Source organism: Leclercia sp. UBA5076 (assembly GCF_002416465.1).
Classification (GTDB): Bacteria; Pseudomonadota; Gammaproteobacteria; order Enterobacterales; family Enterobacteriaceae; genus Enterobacter.
In genome coordinates this window covers 1-21,498 of sequence record NZ_DIAO01000013.1, presented here as the reverse complement: position 1 = coordinate 21,498, position 21,498 = coordinate 1, and the positions used below count along the sequence as shown (strand labels likewise).

The window sequence follows — 21,498 nt, the reverse complement described above, 5'->3', positions numbered from 1 at the left end:
CGGGGTTTTATACAATGATATATTCACGGTGTCAATGAACGATAATAACGTCATGAAATTATTGGATTTCATAGGGGATTTGTAGGCCGGGCAAGCGTAGCGCCGCCCGGCGAAGGGGGTTTAATCTAAATCTGCACCGTTGCTGGCAATCACTTTCTTGTACCACCAGAACGATTTTTTGCGTTTGCGTTCGAGGGTGCCGTTGCCGGCATCATCGCGATCGACATAGATAAAGCCGTAGCGCTTGCTCATCTCGCCGGTGGAGGCGGCAACCAGATCGATGCAGCCCCAGCTGGTGTAGCCCATCAGCGGAATGCCATCTTCAATGGCGTCGCCCATCGCGCGGATATGCTCCCGCAGGTAGCTGATGCGGTAGTCGTCGTTAATCTCACCGTTGGCGTCCATCTCATCCTTCGCGCCTAAGCCGTTCTCCACCAGGAACAGGGGCTTCTGGTAGCGGTCGTACATCATGTTCATGGTAATGCGCAAGCCCAGCGGGTCGATGCCCCAGCCCCACTCGCTGACGTCAATATGCGGGTTACGCAGGGATTTCACGATATTGGCCGCGCTGGTGTTGTTGGCATTCATATCCGCCGAGGCGCAGCGCGAGGCGTAATAGCTGAATGAGACAAAATCGACGGTGTTTGTCAGCAGTGCGTCATCACCCGGATCTTTGACAATCACCACCCCCTTTTCGCGGAACACGCGAGCAGAGTAGGCCGGGTAGCGGCCACGGGCCTGGACGTCGATAAAGAACAGGTTCTCACGATCTTTTTCTAATGCCGTCCACACATCTTCCGGTTTGCAGGAGTAGGGGTAGAAGTTACCGCCCGCCAGCATGCAGCCCACCTGGTTTTGTGGGTTCACCTCGTGGGCAATTTTGGTTGCCAGCGCGCTGGCAACCAGTTCATGGTGGGCGGCCTGATACTTCACCTGATCCTCATTTTCACCTTCCTCAAACACCAGCCCGGCACCGGAGAAGGGGCTGTGCAGCATGATGTTGATCTCGTTGAAGGTGAGCCAGTATTTCACCAGCCCGTTAAATTCTTCGAAGCAGGTGCGGGCGTAGCGGGCGAAAAAATCGACCATCTTGCGGTTGCGCCAGGAGCCATACTCGGTCACCAGATGCATCGGCACGTCAAAGTGGCAGAGGGTTACCAGCGGTTCGATATTGTACTTTTTACACTCCTCGAACACGGCCCGGTAAAAGGCAATCCCTTCTTTATTAGGCAGCGGTTCGTCGCCGTTCGGATAGAGGCGGCTCCAGGCAATGGAGGTACGGAATACCGTGAAGCCCATCTCGGCCATTAAGGCGATATCTTCTTTATAGCGATGGTAAAAATCGATCGCGTCGTGGCTGGGATAGAACTCGTCGTCACGCAGCGAAAAGCGTTTTTCCTTGCCGACCTTCACCGCCAGGCGGTTTGCGCCGTGGGGGATCATATCGACGGTGGTCAGGCCCTTGCCGCCCTCGCGGTATGCGCCTTCGCTCTGGTTAGCGGCCAGTGCGCCGCCCCATAAAAATCCTTGTGGAAAAACTGACATTCTTACCTCGCTATAAATTTATGCTTGTGCTGCTTTGGCCTGAACCGGTGCGGATTGCAGCGCGCGTGCTTTTTCTGCTTCGTCTTCTACCGGGATATCTTCAAAGCCCAGAATCAGGGTCAGCACGAAAGAGAGCACCACGGCCAGGGCCATGACTCCGAATACCCAGACGATGGACATCGGGTTGGCCGGGTCGAAGAACTGGACGCTGGTAAACAGGCCCGGCGCCGCCATCGAGTGGCTGGCCAGCCCGGCGATCCCGGCCACGGCGCCGCAGATAAAGCCGCTGATCAGGCTCGCAATTAAAGGACGTTTCAGACGAACCGCCACGCCATACAGCGCCGGTTCAGAGATCCCGGCCATGATGGCGGAAGCGGCCGCGGCCAGCGCCGTCTGGCGCAGTTCCGGGTTTTTGGTTTTCCAGGCGACCGCCAGCGACGAACCGCCGAGGGAGAGGTTGGCGCCGATTTCTGACGGCATCACCATCCCCTCTTTGCCCGTTTCGGCAATGGTCTGAATGATGGTAGGCGTAAAGACGCGGTGCATCCCGGTCATCACCAGCAGCGGCCACAGCGCGCCCATGATGGCGACGGAGAGCAAGCCCAGATAGCCGTGAATGGTGTAAACCAGCGCGGAGATGCCGCTACCGATCCAGATCCCCAGCGGCCCAATCAGGACGATGGCGAGCGGGGCGGCAATCAGCACGATCAGCATTGGCTTGAGGAAGTTTTTCGTCACCGCCGGGGTGATTTTGTCCACCCAGCGTTCGATATAGGACAGGCACCAGGTCATCACCAGCGCCGGGATCACCGTATAGGTATATTTCACCGCCGTCACCGGCACAAACGCGAACTCAACGTGCTCGCCCTGCGCCGCTTTCGCCATCAGCTCAATAAAGCTCGGGTGGACCAGCACGCCCGCAATGGCGATCGCCAGCGACATGTTGGTTTTGAATTTCACCGCCGCAGAGGCGGCCACCATCAGCGGCAGGAAGAAGAACGCGCCGTCGCCGATGACGGTCAGGATCGTCAGCGTCGGATCGCCTTTGGTCAGCACGCCGCTCATCTCAAGGATCATCGCCAGCAGCTTGACCATCGACCCGCCGATGATCGCCGGGATCAGCGGTGACATGGTGCCGATCAGGGCATCAAGAATGCCCGCGCCAATGCGTTTCAGGGTCAGCTTTTGCGGCCCCTGGGGCGCGGCAGGCTGCATGTTGGCGGGCAGCAGGTTGACCACCTCGCGGTACGCCTGGGAAACGGTATTGCCGATGATCACCTGGCACTGGTTGTCGTTGCGCACGACGCCCAGCACGCCGCTGATGCTTTTCAGCGTCGCGCTGTCGATCAGGCTTTCGTCTTTTGCCACGAAGCGCAGACGGGTCATGCAATGGGTGACCGCGACGATATTCTCTTTGCCGCCGAGCGCGCTGACAACGGCATTCGCCAGCGCAGCATAATTTTTGGCCATCGGGTTGTATCCTGTTTTATCAGTAAGGTACGTCTTCATCGGGGTGAGCGATGAAACTTATATAGGAAACCGGTTCCACAAAATCATGAAGAGTTTCCTGGAATCTAACAAGATCACGTTTTAGCCATTTTTTAAATTCGTGATGGCGATCACCTGGCGTGTTAAAAAGCGTGTGACAGACGCTGCGACAATTTTCACGCGGTGCAGTACACTGCCGCTCACGGGATTAAGACGGAACAGATGCATGACCACGATGCTGGAAGTGGCGAAGCGGGCAGGGGTCTCGAAAGCGACGGTTTCCCGGGTGCTTTCGGGCAATGGCTACGTGAGCCAGGAGACAAAAGACAAGGTTTTTCAGGCGATTGAAGAGAGCGGGTATCGGCCTAATTTACTGGCGCGTAACCTGGCGACCAAAAGCACGCAAACCCTTGGGCTGGTGGTGACCAACACCCTCTACCACGGGGTCTATTTCAGCGAGCTGCTGTTCCATGCCGCCAGAATGACCGAAGAGAAGGGACGTCAGCTGATCCTCGCCGACGGTAAGCACAGCGCCGATGAGGAGCGCGAGGCGATTCAGTACCTGCTGGATATGCGCTGCGATGCGATCATCATCTACCCGCGTTTTCTCAGCGTTGATGAGATGGACGAGATCATCCAGAAACACGCCCAGCCGGTGATCGTGCTTAACCGCCGCCTGCGTAAAAACAGCAGCCACTGCGTCTGGTCAGATCATAAAGCCTCCAGCCAGGCGGCGGTATCGACCCTTATCGAGCAGGGCCACCGCGATATCGCGTTTATCACCGGATCGCTCGATTCCCCCACCGGGATCGAACGCCTTTCCGGCTACAAAGAGGCCCTTGCTGCGCACCGCATTCCGCTGCGTGAGTCGCTGATTGTCGAGGGTAAATGGCACCCGGCCAGCGGCGCGGCAGGGGTGGCGACGCTGCTGGCGCGCGGCGAGCATTTTACCGCGCTGGTGGCGAGTAACGACGATATGGCGATCGGTGCCATCAAGCAGCTTCACGACAGCGGGGTCGCCGTGCCGGAGGCGGTGTCGGTAGTGGGTTTCGATGACATTGCGATGGCGCCCTACGTGGTACCCTCCCTCTCCAGCGTGCGCGTACCGGTGACAGAGATGGTGAAAGAGACCATCAGCCGTCTGATCTTTATGCTCGATGGTGGGGACTTCACCTTCCGGCAGACCTTCGCCGGAGAGTTGATGCTGCGTGATTCCGTCATCCCCGGCCCGCACCACTGATTTATAGGGCAGCCAGGCACAAGTAAAGCCGAGTCGGCCGCCCGCGGTCAGCGCCATATCCTGCACGTTTTCCAGGGCGTTGAGCGGTGATGGGCTGAGACAGCGCCAGCGAAAAAAGAGGTTCATGCTTCCTGACCTGTCTGAACCAGGCGGCAAGCCAGGTTATTTCCTGGGTGAAGTTTGCCATGTGTCGTCTCCTGTGAAGGAGTAGCGCAACAGTGTAGGCCGGAAAACAGGCTTAAAACCTGACGCGGTTTCATCGCTGTTCCGCATTAAAAAAGCCCCGGGGCACCGGGGCTGCGAAAGGCAAAGAGTGACAAGCATACAACGAGTAGAACAAGAGTTTGAGGGTTAAACGGGTAAGGCTTTCAGCAGGGCGAAGGCCTCCTTCATACGATCTTCGCTGACCACAAAGGCGCGCAGATTGCCCTCGTTGTCGGCCCCTTTCGCCACCATCCCCTGGGCTTCGATGGCGATCTGCCAGTTCAAATCCTGGCGCTGGGTTTCGCCTGCCAGGTGCAGCGGCAGTTCCGGCGTTTTGACCTTCACCAGCATCGCAGGCAGTTTCAGTGGCGTACTGGCCCCGAGCAGATTCTTCGCCAGATACATGGCGCTTAACTGGATCGGCTGCAGGAACGGCAGTACCTGACCGTTAATTTCGGCGCAGTCGCCCAGAGCATAAATATCGGGCCGGGTGGTTTGCAGATAGCTGTCGACCTTTACCCCGCGATCTGTTTCTGCACCGGCCCGCTGCGCCAGCCCGATTTCCGGGCGCAGGCCGGTGGCGGCAATCACCACATCGACTTCAAGGCAGCGATCCCGATCCAGCAGGGCGCAGATCCCGGTATCGGTTTGGGTCAGGCTTTGCAGCTGGGATTTCAGCAGCAGATGCACCCCCATATCGGTCAGCCGGTGTTGTAAGCGACTGCTCACTTCGGCGGGCATCAGCGCGGAGAGAATGCTGGCGGAATGGTCAACCAGGGTGACCTCTTTCCCGGCCCGGCAAAAATCCATCGCCAGTTCGCTGCCGATAAGACCTGCGCCAACAATCATCACCCGTCGGGCGTCACGCAACGTGCTTTCGCAGGCCCGGTACTCCGTCTGGCTGTTCAGGGTCAGCATCAGCTCGCGGCCTGCAACCGGCGGCACAAAGGCCGAGGCTCCGGTTGCCAGCACCAGTTTGTCATAGGACCACTGCTTGTCTTTCCCTTTGACCACGTGGGCGGCGGCGTCGATGTCGGTGACCCAGGTGTAGGGAAACAGGCGCAGGTTAAACTGTTCGGCAAACTCTCCCGCCGTCTGGCGGGTGAGGTCGTCGGCCTGCTGGCGGTGACTGATAACGTGGCTTAAGTCTGGCTTGTTGTACTCATCCATGCTGTCCGCTGCAATAAGCGTCAGCGGGACGTTCGCATCCTGTTTACGGATGTTTTTCACCAGCTGGCGGGCGGCGAAGCCCGAGCCGATGATGACGATACCGTGGCTCATTTTGCCTCCGATGCCAGTTCTTCAAATACATCTTTACCAAGGGAACATTCCGGGCAGAGGAAATTGTCCGGCACGTCGCTCCACGGGGTACCTGGCGCGACGTCCTGCAGCGGCTCGCCGAGGGTCGGATCGTAGATCCACTGGCAGACGCTGCACTGCATGCAGGGGCCGAGGTCGGCGGTGGTCTCTTCGACGCTGGCGCTTTCTTCCGCCTGAGCGGCAGGTTTCACGCTGGCTTCAGGCAGCGGAGCGAGCGCCCACTGACGGGCAATATCGCGACCATGCTGACGGCAGACTTCCAGCGCATCGAGATCCGGGCGCCATTTCGCCTTCAGGCTCATCGACATTTCAAAGCCTGCGTCCTGCAAACGGGTGGAGAGACGGTCTACCGCGCCGCCACTCCAGCCGTGAGAGCCGAAGGCGCTGGCACGTTTGTTACGGAAGCGCAGGCCGGTCATCTCTTCCACCAGGCCGGCAATTTTCGGCATCATCACGTTGTTCATGGTGGAGGTACCCACCAGCACGCCTTTTGAGCGGAAGACGTTCGTGAGAATGTCGTTTTTATCGCTGCGGGCGACGTTAAAGATTTTCACCGCCACGTTCGGGTCAACTTCATTAATGCCCTGGGCGATGGCGTCGGCCATCATGCGGGTATTGTTGGACATGGTGTCGTAGAAAATGGTGATGCGGTCTTCCTGATAATCCGCCGCCCATTTCAGGTACAGCTCGACGATCTGCGTAGGGTTATCACGCCATACCACACCGTGAGAGGTGGCAATCATATCCACCGGCAGGTTAAAGCCGAGGATCTCGGTGATTTTTGGCGTCACCAGACGGCTGAACGGGGTGAGGATGTTGGCGTAGTAGCGCTGGCACTGCTCAAAGAGTTCGGCCTGATCCACTTCGTCATTGAACAGACGTTCGTCGCAGTAGTGCTGGCCGAAGGCGTCGTTACTGAAGAGCACCGCGTCGCCGGTCATGTAGGTCATCATGCTGTCCGGCCAGTGCAGCATCGGGGTTTCCACGAAGATCAGCTGTTTGCCGTTGCCGATATCCAGAGAGTCGCCGGTTTTCACCACGTTGAAGTTCCACTCCGGATGGTGGTGATGGCCGGTGATGGAGTCGATGGCGTTGGCGGTGCAGTAGATCGGGGTGTCCGGGATGCAGGACATCAGCTCGGTCAGCGCCCCGGCATGGTCCTCTTCCGCATGGTTAATGATGATGTAGTCGATATCGGCCAGGTCGATTTCACTGCGCAGGTTCTGCACGAACTCGCGGCTGAATTTATGATCGACGGTATCGATCAGGACGTTTTTCTCTTCCCGGATGAGATAGCTGTTATAGCTGCTGCCGCGCAGCGTTTTGTACTCCGTTCCGTGAAAATCACGTACTTCCCAGTCACGTTGACCAACCCAATGAATATTGTTTTTAACCAGAATAGACATAGCAACCTCAACTTAATACAGCGCAATTAAATGAAAGATGTCATGCCTATTGCAGGGTGCGTGCCAACTTTTTAAGTTATTAATTTTTAATGGTTTTAAAAATAACTGCACTCTTATGGTAGTCAATTTGACTGTGTTTGTTATAGTCAATATGACACTGTGTATTGTCAAAATGACAATGAGGCGAGAATGAGTTTTTCTGTAGAGGTGCTGGCGAAAATCGCCATTGAATTGCAGAGCGGCATCGGCCATCAGGATCGCTTTCAGCGGCTGATCTCCACTCTGCGCCACGTGCTGGAGTGCGATGCCTCGGCGCTGCTGCGCTACGAAGGGCGTCAGTTTATCCCGCTGGCGATCGACGGGCTGGCGCAGGATGTGCTGGGGCGGCGCTTCACCCTTGAAGGCCATCCGCGGCTGGAGACCATCGCCCGCGCCGGGGATGTGGTGCGCTTCCCGGCCGACAGCGACCTGCCCGATCCCTACGACGGGTTGATCCCCGGTCAGGAGAGTCTGAAGGTGCACGCCTGTATCGGCCTGCCGCTGTTTGCCGGGCAGAACCTGATTGGCGCGCTGACCCTCGATGGCATGTCGCCGGACCAGTTCGACACCTTCAGCGACGAAGAGTTGAGGCTGATTGCCGCCCTGGCCGCCGGGGCGCTGAATAATGCCCTGCTGATTGAGCAGCTCGAGAGCCAGAACACCCTCTCCACCCGCCCGACGGGGTTTGAGCAGGTAAAAAGCACCGAGATGATTGGCCTCTCGCCGGGCATGATGAGCCTGAAAAAAGAGATTGAGATTGTCGCCGCCTCCGACCTGAACGTGCTGATCGAAGGGGAGACCGGCACCGGTAAAGAGCTGGTGGCCAAAGCCATTCATCAGGCTTCTCCCCGGGCGGTGAATCCGCTGGTCTATCTCAACTGCGCCGCGCTGCCGGAAAGCGTGGCGGAGAGCGAGCTCTTTGGTCACGTCAAAGGGGCGTTTACCGGGGCCATCAGCAACCGCAGCGGCAAGTTTGAGATGGCCGATAACGGCACGCTGTTCCTGGATGAGATTGGGGAACTGTCGCTGGCATTGCAGGCCAAGCTGCTGCGCGTGTTGCAGTATGGCGATATCCAGCGCGTGGGTGATGACCGCAGCCTGCGGGTCGACGTGCGGGTGCTGGCCGCCACCAACCGCGATCTGCGCGAAGAGGTGTTAGCCGGGAATTTTCGCGCCGATCTGTACCACCGCCTGAGTGTGTTTCCGCTTTCGGTGCCGCCGCTGCGCGAGCGTGGCGAAGATGTGGTACTGCTGGCAGGCTATTTCTGTGAACAGTGCCGGTTGCGGATGGGGTTATCCCGGGTGGTGCTAAGCCCCGGCGCCCGGGCGCATCTGCTGAGCTACGCCTGGCCGGGCAACGTGCGCGAGCTGGAACATGCCATTCACCGGGCGGTAGTACTGGCCCGGGCGGCGCGGGCAGGGGATGAAGTGGTGATCCACGCGCAGCACTTTGCCCTGCATGATGAGAGCACACCCGTGGTGACGCCGGAGACGCCGCGCGTTGAGAATCAGAACCTGCGTGAGGCGACGGAGGCGTTTCAGCGCCAGATGATTGTCCGGGCGCTGGAGCAGAACAGCCGCAACTGGGCGGCGAGCGCGAGGGCGCTGGAGACGGACGTCGCCAACCTGCACCGGCTGGCGAAACGTCTGGGTCTTAAGGGTTAGAGAATGCCTGCCTGGTAGAAATCCTGCAGGTTGATGGCACCGCACAGGCGGCCATGGCTATCCACCACCGGCGCGGCGGTGATTTTGCGCTTCATCAAGAGCTCTTTGGCTTCAATGGCGCGGCTGTCGGCATTCAGCGTCAGGCCACCGGCGGTCATGGCGTTGCTGACGGCAATCTCCAGTTTGCCGCCGCTCACCAGCCAGCGGCGCAGGTCGCCGTCGGTGAAGACCCCTTTGACCTGCTGGTCATCATCACAGACCGCCACCAGCCCCAGTCCGGTACGGCTCAGCTCCAGCATCGCGTCCATCACGCTGGTATTCAGTTTCACCTGCGGGATAGCCTCGTCGGTGCGCATCAGGTGGTGCACTTTATTCAGCAGGCGTGCTCCCAGGGCGCCTGCCGGGTGCGAGCGGGCAAAATCCTCTTCATTAAACCCGCGGGCCTGCATCACCGCCATCGCCAGCGCATCGCCCATCATCAGCGTGTTGACGGTGCTGGAGGTCGGCGCAAGGTGCATCGGACAGGCTTCGCGCTCCACCGAAATATCCAGCGTAGCGTTGGCGGCCAGCGCCAGCGGCGAGCGGGACTTGCCGGTCATCGCCAGCAGCGCCACCGATTTTTCCTGCAAACGCGGGAGAATCAAATCCAGCTCTTTTGCCGAGCCGGAGTAGGAGATAAAGAGCAGCACGTCGCGGCTCTCAATCATCCCCAGATCGCCGTGCAGGGCTTCAGCAGGGTGGACAAAAAAGGCGGGGGTGCCGGTGCTGGCAAGGGTCGCGGCAATCTTCTTGCCAATATGCCCGGATTTGCCGATGCCCGAGACGATCACCTTCCCGTCGCAGTGAATAATGGTATTGGCTGCGCGAACAAAATCTTCCCCCAGACGGTCCGGCAGGCGGCTGGCCTCCTGCAGTTCCAGTATCAGGGTCTGGCGACCCGCGTTTAACAGAAAATCACTCATCACGCTCTCCGGTTACAATCACGTCGATTCCTTTCTCTTCCAGCGCTTTCTTAAACGCCGGATCGATGCCCGCGTCGGTAATCAGCTTATCGACGCTCTCCAGGCTACAGACAATATTCGGGCTTTTACGGCCAAACTTTGACGAGTCCGCCATCAGGATCACTTCCCTGGCGGCATTGCACATCGCTTTACTGACGCTGAACACTTCATTGAAGGTGGTGACGCCCGCGTTGAGGTCGATGCCGTCGGTGCCCATAAACAGGCGGTCGAAGCTGAAATGGTCGAAGGCGTTCTCCGCAAGCTGGCCGTGAAACGAGGCCGACTTTTTGCGGAAGGTGCCGCCGGGCATCAGGATGGTTTGTTCATTGTCGAATTCGGACAGGGCGTTGACGATATGCAGGCTGTTGGTCATCACCGTGATGTTATTGAAGCGGCTCAGCATCGGCACCATCTGCAGAACCGTGCTGCCCGCATCGAGGATAATGGAGTCGCCGTCATGGATAAATTTTACTGCGGCGTCAGCGATTAACGCCTTCTGATGGGTGTTGATGAGCGTCTTGTGATCGATAGGCGGGTCGGCCTCGTCTTTATTCAGCACCACGCCGCCATAGGTGCGGATCACCGCCCCGGCGTTTTCCAGGATCACCAGATCCTTGCGGATTGTGGTGCCGGTGGTATCAAAGTAGTGGGCCAGATCCTCAACCGAACATTTTCCTTGTTTTTGCAAATGGTCGAGTATGGCCGCCTGCCGCTGGCGGGGTTTCATAGGCGTTGAGTTCCTTAGGTTGCGAAATGATAATTTCGCAAGCTTATAACGTTCACAACGAAATTATCCATGTTTCAATTTAAGCGCTAATGATAGTGCATCCTGACAGAGCGAATCATTGGGAAAGATCACATCGGGCTCTAATTCCTGCAACGCGGTGCCGTTAATCGCTGCAATTTTCACCGGTCGGGCAAAGACCGTCAGCCCACGCATCATCAAGGAGTCACAGACCCGGTGGTTATCATCCAGCGCAATGGCGACAATCACCCGCGGCTTAAAGCGACCGCCGGAGCGGCCCACGCCCACGCGCCCTTTCTGGCAAAGGGCGTCAAAGGCGCGGTTAAAACGATGGATTTGCCAGCCGCCGAGTGCCAGCTGGCACAGCCAGGCGATAACGGCGACGGTGATCAGGGTGGTGACCATGTTTAGCTCCTGTGCTATGGCCGGGCGGCGATACGCTTGCCCGGCCTGGGGTTCGGGGTTTGTAGCCCCGGTAAGCGCAGCGCCCCCGGGGAATGAACTCAGAACATCACCTGCCCACCGGTGACATTGATCGACTGCCCGGTGCAGTAAGAGGCTTTCGGGCTGGCATAAAACAGCAGCATATTCAGTACATCCTGGTAGTCGCAGCCGCGCTTCAGCGGCACTTTATCGATGTAGTATTGCTCCACCTGATCCTCATTAATGCCAAGTTTGGTGGCGTACTGCGGCAGCAGGGACTGGAACATCGGCGATTTCAGCAGGTTGCCGAGCATCAGCGAATGCACGGTAATGCCATATTCCGCCAGATCCAGCGCCAGGGACTGCGTCAGCCCCACGCCGCCGAACTTGGCCGCGCTGTAGCCGGAGTTGTGCTTGCTGCCCACCTTGCCCGATTTGGAGTTGATCTGAATGATGCGCCCGGCAATGCCGTCGCGGATCATCAGGCGCGAGAACTCCCGGGCACAGAGGAAATAACCCACCAGGTTCACCTGCAATGAACGGTCGAAATCCCCCAGCTCCACATCACTGATAAATGCCGCTTTGGCGATCCCGGCGCTATAAACCAGCAGATCGGTGCGGCCAAAAATCTCGTCCACGCCGCGGGCGAGAGCCAGCACGCTCTGTTCGCTGGTGGCGTCGGCGCCAAATCCCCAGGCCATCCCGTTACCGAATTCGGTGTTGATGGCGTCCGCCACGCGGGCGGCCTTTTCACTCTGGATATCGACTACCGCCACGCGGTAACCCTCTGCGGCAAGCCCACGGCAGAGGAACTCCCCTAAGGTTTGTCCTCCACCAATGACAACGGCAACCTGACTCATATTTCTCTCCTTAATTACGCAACAAATTTTAATGTGCAGCCTGGGGTAACAGCCTGTGGAACCGGGCCCGCCACGTGAACCGTGCCGGGGTATTCCGCCTGGAGCCGACCATCGAAACGCAGGGTGATGTGGCCCAGCTCGCGCAGGTTTTGTTCGGCCACGTCGCCCACGGCGGTGACGGCATAGCGCGTTTCGCCCAGCTCCAGCTCGCTTCCGGCCTTCAGTTCGCCATTGAGCTCCCCGTGGCAGTGGATAAAACAGAACTCCTCAATATCCGCCGGGGCCCCTTCACGAAAGGTGATCAGCATCTGGTCGCTCAGCGCATCCGGGGCGCTCTGGCCGATGCGGGTAATGGTGGTCTGGTAAATCACGGTCATCAGGAATTCCTCTTATTGATAAATAAAGCCGGAGACGAACCAGGCGATCAGCACCGTTGGCGCACCAGTCAGGAAGCGGCTTACCAGCACCGAAGGGACGCCGACGCGCACGGTCTCCTGGCGCGCTTCAGCCAGCGACAGCCCCACCGGGATAAAGTCACAGGCGGCCTGGGCATTAATGGCGAAAAGCGCGGGCAGGGCGAGGTGCGGGGGAATATTGCCCAGCCCAATCTGCACGCCAATCAACACGCCAATAACCTGGGCGATGACCGCGCCGGGGCCGAGGAACGGCGACAGCAGCGGGAAGGAGCAGATCAGCGCCAGGGTCACCAGCCCGAGCGGATGGCTGGCCAGCGGAGCCAGTCCGTGGGCGATCCAGTCCCCCAGCCCGGAGGCCATAATGATGCCGATCAGCGCCGAGACGAAGGCCATGAACGGCAGGATGGTTTTCAGCACCGTATCGATGGTGTCGCGCCCGGACTGGAACAGGACCGCAACCGCAGAGCCCATTCCCATCCCGACTTTTGCCAGCAGACCGTCGCTCTGCTCGGTGATCTTCTTGCTGGTGTCGTACTCCCGCGGCGCGTGCTTTTTCACCGGCGCAGCCCCGTCTACCAGCGTGATGTTCTCTTCTTTTACGCCTGAGACATAAATGTCCTCCACGATATGCTGCGCCAGCGGGCCGGATTTTCCCGTCGAATGAATATTCACGGTAGGAATGCGCCGTTTCGGGTAGATGCCGCAGCGCAGGGTGCCGCCGCAGTCGATCACCGCCACGCCGATCTCCGCTTCCGGCGGCTCGCCCTCTTTAAAGCCGTCCACCGCTTCCCAGCCGGTGAGTTCGCGCAGCTTGTCGACGATAGCCGGGCGGGTGCCCGCGGTGATATAGACGATTTTTTTGCCTTCGGTGGCGTCGAACTCCAGCGGGCCGCCCCAGCCACCCGTGCCTTTTTCAATGCGGATCCGGCTCATGCTGTGGCTCCCTTAAGCTGGACGTTCTGTTCAAGCTGAATGCCCATCTTCTTTTCGAAAATGGCGGTAGTGAGATCGGTCACCCAGCCGCGGAAGAAGTTAGTCACCAGGCCGACCAGCAGGTAGCTCACCGCCAGCGGGCCGAGCGGCAGGCCGAGGGTGGTCAGGCCGCTGGCGATCCCCAGATAGACAAACAGCTCGCCCGGGTTGATATGCGGGAACAGGCCGTTCATGGAGTGGCAGCTGTAGGATGCTGCCGCGTAGTAGCTCGGCTTGTAGCGTTCGGGCATAAAGCGCCCGAGGCTCAGGGTCATGGGGTTACAAAACACAAAGGTGCCAATGCAGGGCAGCAGCAGATAGCGGGAGACGGGGTTACCCGCGCAGCGCTGGGCCAGCTTTTCAATCCGCTGCTGGCCGATAAAGTTGATCAGCGCATTCATGATCACCAGCAGGCTGATCAGCAGCGGCAGAATGCCGGTGACCATGCTGGTAAAGACTTCGCCACCTTTCTGAAACAGCCCGATAAACCACTCGGCGCCGTGGGTGATGGTTTCTATCATTGTTTTCTCCTGTAGGGTATGTTCGCTCTGGCGGAGTAATAATAATCACTTTGAAAGGTTTTAAAGTGTTAAACAGATCTCACAATGAAAGAAAAAGTGATTATTTTGAAAGACAATAGGAAAGGTGACGGCGGCGTGGTGAAGAAGAGACTGAATTTACCTTTAGGCAGCGTAAAGATTTTGCCGGGTGCGTGTGCGCCCCTTCCTTGAGGTGTCCCGGATGCTTTACCATACTTGCCACTTATCGAATTCGTGAATGGATGTGTCATGTTCAAGCGTCGTTACGCAGCGCTACTCCCTGCGCTTATTCTGCTCTCCGCATGCAGTAGTAAACCGAAGACCGAAGAGGTCCAGCAAACGGCAGGCGCCCCTTCCGGCGGCTTCCTGCTGGAGCCTCAGCATAATGTGATGCAGATGGGGGGCGACTTTGCCAATAACCCTGCGGCGGAACAGTTCATCGACAAAATGGTGAGCAAGCACGGCTTTAACAAAGCCCAGCTACAGGAGATCCTCTCCCAGGCGAAACGTCTGGATTATGTATTGCGACTGATGGATCGTCAGGCGCCGACCACCCAGCCTCCGGCCGGACCGAACGGCGCATGGCTGCGATATCGCAAGCAGTTTATTACCCCGGATAACGTGCAGAATGGTGTGGCGTTCTGGAATCAGTATCAGGATGCACTGACCCGTGCCCAGCAGGTTTACGGCGTGCCGCCGGAGATCATCGTCGGGATTATCGGCGTGGAGACCCGCTGGGGCCGGGTGATGGGAAAAACCCGCATTCTTGATGCGCTGGCGACCCTCTCCTTTAACTACCCGCGCCGGGCGGAATACTTCTCCTCTGAGCTGGAAACCTTCCTGCTGATGGCCCGTGACGAGCAGGATGACCCGCTGGATCTGAAAGGCTCCTTTGCCGGGGCGATGGGCTACGGCCAGTTTATGCCCTCCTCCTATAAGCAGTATGCGGTCGATTTCAATGGGGACGGGCACATCAACCTGTGGGATCCTGAAGATGCCATTGGCAGCGTTGCCAACTACTTTAAAGAGCATGGCTGGACGCCAGGCCAGCCGGTCGCGGTTATGGCTAACGGCCAGGCACCGGGGCTGGAGAACGGCTTTAAAACCCGCTACAGCGCGGCACAGCTGACCTCTGCCGGCCTCACGCCGCAGCAGCCGCTGAACGGCAATCAGCAGGTGAGCCTGCTACGTCTGGATATTGGCACCGGTTATCAGTACTGGTACGGCCTGCCGAACTTCTACACCATCACCCGCTACAACCACAGTACGCACTATGCGATGGCGGTCTGGCAGCTGGGGCTGGCGGTGGCCCAGGCGAGGGCGGCCTCGCCGTTCAGTTAACGCCTGAAAACGTGGGTGGCTTACGCCACTCACGTTTCACTCCTGGCCGGATGGCTACGTTTATTTTTTCTGAATCCCCCTCGTAAAAGCGCCACCTCATCCTCATATCTACCGACTAAAGTGCTATCTTGTGCTGCACGTTTTTATGGAGACAAAACGAGATGAGTGACCATGAATTAATGCAGCTCAGTGAGAGGGTAGGGCAGGCGCTGAAACAGCGCGGTGCCACGGTCACCACGGCTGAGTCCTGTACCGGTGGCTGGGTGGCGAAAGCTATCACCGATATCGCGGGCAGTTCCGCCTGGTTTGAACGCGGTTTTGTCACCTACAGTAATGAAGCGAAAGCGCAGATGATTGGGGTTCGTGAGCCCACGCTCATCGAGCACGGCGCGGTGAGTGAACCGGTGGTCATTGAAATGGCGATTGGCGCCCTGCGTGCTGCCCGGGCGGACTATGCTATCTCTATTAGCGGCATCGCCGGGCCGGACGGTGGCAGCGAGGAAAAGCCTGTTGGAACAGTGTGGTTTGGCTTTGCGACGGCCCAAGGGGAGGGGATTACCCGCCGGGAATGCTTTAGCGGCGACCGTGAAAGCGTGCGTCGTCAGGCCACCGTTTATGCGTTAAAAACGCTCTGGCAACATTTTCTACAAAACACTTGATACTGTATGAGCATACAGTATAATTGCTGCAACAGAACAGAAATCCAAGGTGAAGCGCAGTTGTTTCACCCGGCATGAGAGGAAAAAATGGCTATCGACGAAAACAAACAGAAAGCGTTGGCGGCAGCACTGGGCCAGATCGAAAAGCAATTCGGTAAAGGTTCCATCATGCGCCTGGGTGAAGATCGTTCCATGGATGTAGAAACTATCTCCACCGGTTCGCTTTCTCTGGATATTGCACTGGGTGCTGGCGGCCTGCCTATGGGTCGTATCGTAGAGATCTACGGGCCAGAATCCTCCGGTAAAACCACCCTGACCTTACAGGTTGTGGCTGCTGCACAGCGCGAGGGCAAAACCTGTGCCTTTATCGATGCTGAGCACGCGCTGGATCCGGTTTACGCACGTAAACTGGGTGTTGATATCGACAACCTGCTCTGCTCGCAGCCGGATACCGGTGAGCAGGCACTGGAAATCTGTGACGCACTGGCGCGCTCTGGCGCAGTTGACGTAATCATCGTCGACTCCGTAGCGGCGCTGACGCCAAAAGCAGAAATCGAAGGCGAAATCGGTGACTCTCACATGGGCCTCGCGGCACGTATGATGAGCCAGGCGATGCGTAAGCTGGCCGGTAACCTGAAGCAGTCCAACACGCTGCTGATCTTCATCAATCAGATCCGTATGAAGATCGGTGTGATGTTCGGTAACCCGGAAACCACCACCGGTGGTAACGCGCTGAAATTCTACGCCTCCGTGCGTCTGGATATCCGCCGTATCGGTGCCGTTAAAGACGGTGAGAACGTGGTGGGTAGCGAAACGCGTGTGAAAGTGGTTAAGAACAAAATCGCTGCACCGTTCAAACAGGCTGAATTCCAGATCCTCTACGGCGAAGGCATCAACTTCTACGGCGAACTGGTTGACCTCGGCGTGAAAGAGAAGCTGATTGAGAAAGCGGGCGCCTGGTACAGCTACAACGGCGACAAGATTGGTCAGGGTAAAGCGAATGCTATCTCCTGGCTGAAAGAGAACCCGGCAGCAGCGAAAGAGATTGAGAAGAAGGTGCGCGATCTGCTTCTCAACAATCAGGATGCTAAGCCAGACTTCACTGCGGATGACGCAGACGTAGAAGAAACCAACGAAGATTTCTAATCACTTGATGTAATAAAAGGGCTGCGATTGCGGCCCTTTTTTGCATTTGTTTTTCAGCAGGTGCTTTATGAGTGAATCATCCCCCCGACGCCCCGCCTGGAACCGTCTGCTTGATCGCGCGGTACGCATACTGAGCGTGCGCGACCATAGCGAACAGGAGCTGCGCCGCAAACTCATGGCGCCGGTCATGAGCAAAAACGGCCCGGAACAAATCGACGCGACCGCGGAAGATTATGACCGCGTTATTGCCTGGTGTTACGAGCATAACTATCTGGACGATAGCCGCTTCGTCTCTCGCTTTATCGCCAGCCGCAGCCGTAAAGGTTATGGCCCGGCGCGTATCCGCCAGGAGCTTAATCAGAAAGGTATCCCACGGGAAATCACAGAACGCGCGATGCGTGAATGCGAGATTGACTGGTGCGAACTGGCGCGGGAACAGGCGGTGCGAAAATACGGCGAACCGCTGCCGCGTGAATTTTCAGAAAAAGTCAAAATCCAGCGCTTTTTGCTCTACCGCGGTTTCCTGATGGAGGATATACAGGATATCTGGCGTAATTTTACCGATTGAACGCATGCGGGATTTTACTTCCCTCCAAAGAAAACTTATCTTATTCCCACTTTTTACAGTAGCTGGTCCGTCCAACAACGGTTGCGTAGTGACCCGCTGTGACATTTCGTTAGCTTGATTTCAGGATAATTATGAGCAAGAGCACCGCTGAGATCCGACAGGCGTTTCTCGATTTTTTCCATAGTAAGGGACATCAGGTTGTTGCCAGCAGCTCCCTGGTACCGAACAACGATCCAACTTTACTCTTTACCAACGCCGGGATGAACCAGTTCAAGGATGTCTTCCTTGGTCTCGACAAGCGTAATTATTCCCGCGCGACCACCTCACAGCGTTGTGTACGTGCGGGTGGTAAACATAACGATCTGGAAAACGTCGGTTATACCGCACGTCACCACACCTTCTTCGAGATGCTGGGTAACTTCAGCTTCGGCGACTATTTCAAACATGACGCTATCCAGTACGCATGGGAACTGCTGACCGGTGAAAACTGGTTCAACCTGCCGAAAGAGCGCCTGTGGGTTACCGTCTACGAAACCGACGATGAAGCCTATGAAATCTGGGAAAAAGAGGTGGGTATCCCGCGCGAACGTATTATTCGCATCGGCGATAACAAAGGCGCCCCGTACGCGTCTGACAACTTCTGGCAGATGGGCGATACCGGTCCGTGCGGTCCTTGCACCGAAATCTTCTACGATCACGGCGACCACATCTGGGGCGGCCCTCCGGGTAGCCCAGAAGAAGATGGCGACCGTTACATCGAGATCTGGAACATCGTCTTCATGCAGTTCAACCGTCAGATCGACGGCACCATGGAGCCACTGCCGAAGCCATCCGTAGATACCGGTATGGGTCTGGAGCGTATTGCCGCAGTACTGCAGCACGTTAACTCCAACTACGACATCGATCTGTTCAGCACTCTGATTAAGTCCGTTGCCGACGTGACTGGCGCGACCGACCTGAGCAACAAATCCCTGCGCGTGATTGCCGACCACATCCGCTCCTGTGCATTCCTGATTGCTGACGGCGTGATCCCATCGAATGAAAACCGCGGCTACGTGCTGCGCCGTATCATTCGCCGCGCGATCCGCCACGGCAACATGCTGGGCGCGAAAGATACCTTCTTCTATAAGCTGGTGGGGCCGCTGATTGGCGTTATGGGCGCAGCGGGCGAAGAGCTGAAACGTCAGCAGGCGCAGGTTGAGCAGGTTCTGAAAACCGAAGAAGAGCAGTTTGCCCGTACGCTGGAACGTGGCCTGACCCTGCTGGACGACGAGCTGTCGAAGCTGAAAGGCGACACTCTGGATGGTGAAACCGCCTTCCGTCTGTACGACACCTATGGTTTCCCGGTTGACCTGACGGCTGATGTTTGCCGCGAGCGCAACATTAAAGTTGACGAAGCGGGCTTCGAAGCGGCAATGGAAGAGCAGCGCCGTCGTGCGCGTGAATCCAGCGGGTTCGGCGCCGATTACAACGCCATGATCCGCGTTGATGGCAGCAGCGAATTTGAAGGTTACGAGCATCTGGAAACCAACGGCACAGTAACAGCCCTGTTTGTTGACGGCAAAGCCGTGGAGAGCATCAGCGCGGGCCAGACTGCCGTTGTGGTTCTGGACAAGACGCCGTTCTACGCGGAATCAGGCGGCCAGGTGGGTGATAAAGGCGAACTGAAAGGCAATGGTTTCAGCTTTGCCGTCAGCGACACGCAGAAATATGGTCAGGCAATCGGCCACCAGGGGACGCTGGCATCCGGCGAACTGAAAGTGGGCGAGGGCGTTCAGGCTATCGTTGACGAAGCGCGCCGCGCACGTATTCGTCTGAACCACTCCGCGACGCACCTGATGCACGCCGCGCTGCGCCAGGTTCTGGGTACGCACGTTGCCCAGAAAGGCTCCCTGGTAAATGACAAAGTGCTGCGTTTCGACTTCTCCCATTTTGAAGCGATGAAACCGGCAGAAATCCGCGCGGTGGAAGATCTGGTTAACGCTCAGATCCGTCGTAACCTGCCGATCGAAACCAACATCATGGACCTCGAGGCGGCGAAGAACAAAGGCGCAATGGCCCTGTTCGGCGAGAAGTATGACGACCGTGTACGTGTGCTGAGCATGGGTGACTTCTCCACCGAGCTGTGTGGTGGTACGCACGCCAGCCGTACGGGCGACATCGGTCTGTTCCGCATCGTGTCCGAATCCGGTACCGCGGCAGGCGTTCGTCGTATCGAAGCGGTCACCGGTGAAGGCGCGATTGCCAGCCTGCATGCTGAGAGCGATCAGCTGCACGACATCGCGCAGCTGCTGAAGGGCGACAGCCAGAACCTGGGCGAGAAAGTGCGCAGCGTGATGGAACGTACCCGCCAACTGGAAAAAGAACTCCAGCAGCTGAAAGAGCAGGCTGCGGTTGCGGAGAGCGCAAACCTCTCCAGCAAAGCGGTTGAAATTAAAGGCGTTAAACTGCTGGTCAGCGAGCTGACGGGCGTTGAGCCGAAAATGCTTCGTACCATGGTCGACGATCTCAAGAACCAGCTCGGTTCAACGGTTATCGTTCTGGCAACGGTAGCGGAAGGTAAGGTTTCTCTGATTGCGGGCGTATCTAAGGACGTGATCGACCGTGTGAAAGCAGGGGAGCTGATTGGTATGGTCGCTCAGCAAGTGGGCGGTAAAGGCGGTGGTCGTCCTGACATGGCGCAAGCCGGTGGTACGGACGCTGCGGCCCTCCCGGCAGCACTGGCCAGTGTAGAAAGCTGGGTAAATTCGAAACTGTAATAATTACAAAGCGTAATCAGACGCCATAACGACACCGTTATGGCGTACTGCGCTCTACGCTATCCATAATGATAAAGTCAGGTTGAGTTTGTGTATATCGGCTAAACTTACGTTTAACAGATTGTGATGCCGTGACTACCTACACATTACGTGTTTGTCATCGCTTACTTTTTGGCGTTATATGATGGATAATGCCGGGATACAAGAGACCCGACTCTTTTAATCTTTCAAGGAGCAAAGAATGCTGATTCTGACTCGTCGAGTTGGTGAGACCCTCATGATTGGGGATGAGGTCACCGTGACAGTTTTAGGGGTAAAGGGTAACCAGGTACGTATTGGTGTGAACGCCCCTAAAGAAGTCTCTGTTCATCGTGAAGAGATCTACCAGCGTATCCAGGCTGAAAAATCCCAGCAGTCAAGTTACTGATATTATCGCGTCTCGCTCTCTGGCGAGACGCACCCCTCCTGACATTCTCCTTCCTTAAAGTTACCGTTCTGTTTCGTTCGCTCTGTTTTTGACCACTCTCATCTCTTTTACTTCGCCAAAATCTACCGTTCTCCATGCAGAAGAGTGTAGAAAGAGGGGCAAAATACGTTTATAAAACACTCTCTTTGCAGGTTTTACGTCCGAATTGCCTGTGAATTGTGCAAACGATAAAAGCTTGTGGAAAATTGTTTGACTTATAAGTCCCAGAAAGTAATATATGCGCCACGCAGCGACGAGAAGCTCTTAGCGAGTTACTCGGAGCACTCGAAAGAGGCGTTGTGTGGTGAGGTGGCCGAGAGGCTGAAGGCGCTCCCCTGCTAAGGGAGTATGCGGTCAAAAGCTGCATCCGGGGTTCGAATCCCCGCCTCACCGCCATTTTGCATCCGTAGCTCAGCTGGATAGAGTACTCGGCTACGAACCGAGCGGTCGGAGGTTCGAATCCTCCCGGATGCACCATCTATTACTTCATATTGCTTTAGAAGTGATATGAATATCGAGCAGTACAGTAGTAAATCCCGATGCATCCGTAGCTCAGCTGGATAGAGTACTCGGCTACGAACCGAGCGGTCGGAGGTTCGAATCCTCCCGGATGCACCATATTCTCCGAGATAACAGCGAAGCTGTTGTTTCAAGGTCTGCGAGTTAATCGCCAGCACCAGGGAGGATAACGTTGCT

General features: G+C 57.1%; 19 protein-coding genes and 3 tRNA genes. 11 read left to right on the top strand and 11 right to left on the bottom strand.

What is annotated here, in order from left to right; translation table 11 throughout:
• Positions 1 to 120: 120 nt before the first annotated feature.
• Both B3X29_RS12725 and ascF read right to left on the bottom strand, forming a co-directional pair.
• Complete coding sequence (locus tag B3X29_RS12725; protein ID WP_103180897.1) at positions 121 to 1,545, bottom strand: 6-phospho-beta-glucosidase; 1,425 nt, start codon at positions 1,543 to 1,545, stop codon at positions 121 to 123.
• Positions 1,546 to 1,563: 18 nt separating this feature from the next.
• Positions 1,564 to 3,015 carry a PTS cellobiose/arbutin/salicin transporter subunit IIBC gene (gene ascF / locus B3X29_RS12720; protein WP_290554552.1) on the bottom strand — a complete coding sequence of 484 codons (1,452 nt, stop codon included), beginning with the start codon at positions 3,013 to 3,015 and terminating at the stop codon, positions 1,564 to 1,566.
• Positions 3,016 to 3,259: 244 nt separating this feature from the next.
• On the opposite strand from ascF, the gene B3X29_RS12715 reads away from it, so the two are divergent.
• Entirely contained in the window at positions 3,260 to 4,273 is a 1,014-nt protein-coding gene (locus B3X29_RS12715) for a LacI family DNA-binding transcriptional regulator (protein ID WP_103180895.1), read from the top strand.
• Between the two features lie 351 nt (positions 4,274 to 4,624).
• Here the strand turns inward: B3X29_RS12715 and norW are convergent, their stop codons facing one another.
• A complete protein-coding gene (gene norW / locus B3X29_RS12710; RefSeq protein ID WP_159339785.1) occupies positions 4,625 to 5,758 on the bottom strand; it encodes an NADH:flavorubredoxin reductase NorW in 1,134 nt (377 codons plus the stop codon).
• A complete protein-coding gene (gene norV / locus B3X29_RS12705) occupies positions 5,755 to 7,203 on the bottom strand; it encodes an anaerobic nitric oxide reductase flavorubredoxin (RefSeq protein ID WP_159339784.1) in 1,449 nt (482 codons plus the stop codon). Before norV ends, norW begins: the two co-directional genes overlap by 4 nt.
• Positions 7,204 to 7,392: 189 nt before the next feature.
• Between norV and norR the strand changes: the two genes are divergently transcribed.
• Positions 7,393 to 8,907, top strand: a complete 1,515-nt coding sequence (gene norR / locus B3X29_RS12700; protein WP_103180891.1) for a nitric oxide reductase transcriptional regulator NorR — start codon at positions 7,393 to 7,395, stop codon at positions 8,905 to 8,907.
• On the opposite strand, the gene gutQ is transcribed toward norR, so the two are convergent.
• The 7 genes from gutQ to srlA form a co-directional block, all read right to left on the bottom strand.
• Positions 8,904 to 9,869 carry an arabinose-5-phosphate isomerase GutQ gene (gene gutQ / locus B3X29_RS12695; protein WP_159339783.1) on the bottom strand — a complete coding sequence of 322 codons (966 nt, stop codon included), beginning with the start codon at positions 9,867 to 9,869 and terminating at the stop codon, positions 8,904 to 8,906. The two genes, norR and gutQ, sit on opposite strands and share 4 nt — an antisense overlap.
• On the bottom strand, positions 9,862 to 10,635 hold the full coding sequence (gene srlR, locus B3X29_RS12690) for a glucitol operon DNA-binding transcriptional repressor SrlR (protein ID WP_103180889.1): 774 nt from the start codon (positions 10,633 to 10,635) through the stop codon (positions 9,862 to 9,864). The genes gutQ and srlR overlap by 8 nt, the downstream gene beginning before the upstream one ends.
• A gap of 63 nt (positions 10,636 to 10,698) precedes the next feature.
• Positions 10,699 to 11,058 carry a transcriptional regulator GutM gene (gutM, locus tag B3X29_RS12685; RefSeq protein WP_103180888.1) on the bottom strand — a complete coding sequence of 120 codons (360 nt, stop codon included), beginning with the start codon at positions 11,056 to 11,058 and terminating at the stop codon, positions 10,699 to 10,701.
• A gap of 98 nt (positions 11,059 to 11,156) precedes the next feature.
• The gene (srlD, locus tag B3X29_RS12680) at positions 11,157 to 11,936 is read right to left on the bottom strand and encodes a sorbitol-6-phosphate dehydrogenase (RefSeq protein ID WP_103180887.1); all 780 of its coding nucleotides are present in this window, start codon (positions 11,934 to 11,936) and stop codon (positions 11,157 to 11,159) included.
• A 14-nt stretch (positions 11,937 to 11,950) separates the two neighbouring features.
• Positions 11,951 to 12,313, bottom strand: a complete 363-nt coding sequence (srlB, locus tag B3X29_RS12675) for a PTS glucitol/sorbitol transporter subunit IIA (RefSeq protein ID WP_159339782.1) — start codon at positions 12,311 to 12,313, stop codon at positions 11,951 to 11,953.
• Between the two features lie 12 nt (positions 12,314 to 12,325).
• On the bottom strand, positions 12,326 to 13,285 hold the full coding sequence (gene srlE, locus B3X29_RS12670; RefSeq protein WP_103822670.1) for a PTS glucitol/sorbitol transporter subunit IIB: 960 nt from the start codon (positions 13,283 to 13,285) through the stop codon (positions 12,326 to 12,328).
• A complete protein-coding gene (gene srlA, locus B3X29_RS12665) occupies positions 13,282 to 13,845 on the bottom strand; it encodes a PTS glucitol/sorbitol transporter subunit IIC (RefSeq protein WP_159339781.1) in 564 nt (187 codons plus the stop codon). The genes srlE and srlA overlap by 4 nt, the downstream gene beginning before the upstream one ends.
• A 267-nt stretch (positions 13,846 to 14,112) precedes the next feature.
• Here srlA and mltB point away from each other — a divergent pair, with 267 nt between their 5' ends.
• The 9 genes from mltB (at position 14,113) to B3X29_RS12620 (ending at position 21,420) form a co-directional block, all read left to right on the top strand.
• On the top strand, positions 14,113 to 15,204 hold the full coding sequence (gene mltB, locus B3X29_RS12660; protein WP_156655151.1) for a lytic murein transglycosylase B: 1,092 nt from the start codon (positions 14,113 to 14,115) through the stop codon (positions 15,202 to 15,204).
• Positions 15,205 to 15,365: 161 nt separating this feature from the next.
• Complete coding sequence (pncC, locus tag B3X29_RS12655; protein WP_103180882.1) at positions 15,366 to 15,863, top strand: nicotinamide-nucleotide amidase; 498 nt, start codon at positions 15,366 to 15,368, stop codon at positions 15,861 to 15,863.
• 87 nt (positions 15,864 to 15,950) lie between these two features.
• On the top strand, positions 15,951 to 17,009 hold the full coding sequence (gene recA / locus B3X29_RS12650) for a recombinase RecA (RefSeq protein WP_103180881.1): 1,059 nt from the start codon (positions 15,951 to 15,953) through the stop codon (positions 17,007 to 17,009).
• A gap of 67 nt (positions 17,010 to 17,076) precedes the next feature.
• Positions 17,077 to 17,577, top strand: a complete 501-nt coding sequence (gene recX / locus B3X29_RS12645) for a recombination regulator RecX (protein WP_103180880.1) — start codon at positions 17,077 to 17,079, stop codon at positions 17,575 to 17,577.
• Positions 17,578 to 17,708: 131 nt separating this feature from the next.
• Positions 17,709 to 20,336, top strand: coding sequence for an alanine--tRNA ligase (gene alaS, locus B3X29_RS12640; RefSeq protein ID WP_159339780.1), 2,628 nt, complete (start codon positions 17,709 to 17,711; stop codon positions 20,334 to 20,336).
• A 241-nt stretch (positions 20,337 to 20,577) separates the two neighbouring features.
• Positions 20,578 to 20,763, top strand: coding sequence for a carbon storage regulator CsrA (csrA, locus tag B3X29_RS12635; RefSeq protein ID WP_000906486.1), 186 nt, complete (start codon positions 20,578 to 20,580; stop codon positions 20,761 to 20,763).
• Between the two features lie 342 nt (positions 20,764 to 21,105).
• Positions 21,106 to 21,198 (top strand) — tRNA-Ser (locus B3X29_RS12630).
• A 4-nt stretch (positions 21,199 to 21,202) separates the two neighbouring features.
• Positions 21,203 to 21,279, top strand: a tRNA-Arg gene (locus tag B3X29_RS12625).
• A 64-nt stretch (positions 21,280 to 21,343) separates the two neighbouring features.
• A tRNA-Arg gene (locus tag B3X29_RS12620) sits at positions 21,344 to 21,420 on the top strand.
• Positions 21,421 to 21,498: the final 78 nt, after the last annotated feature.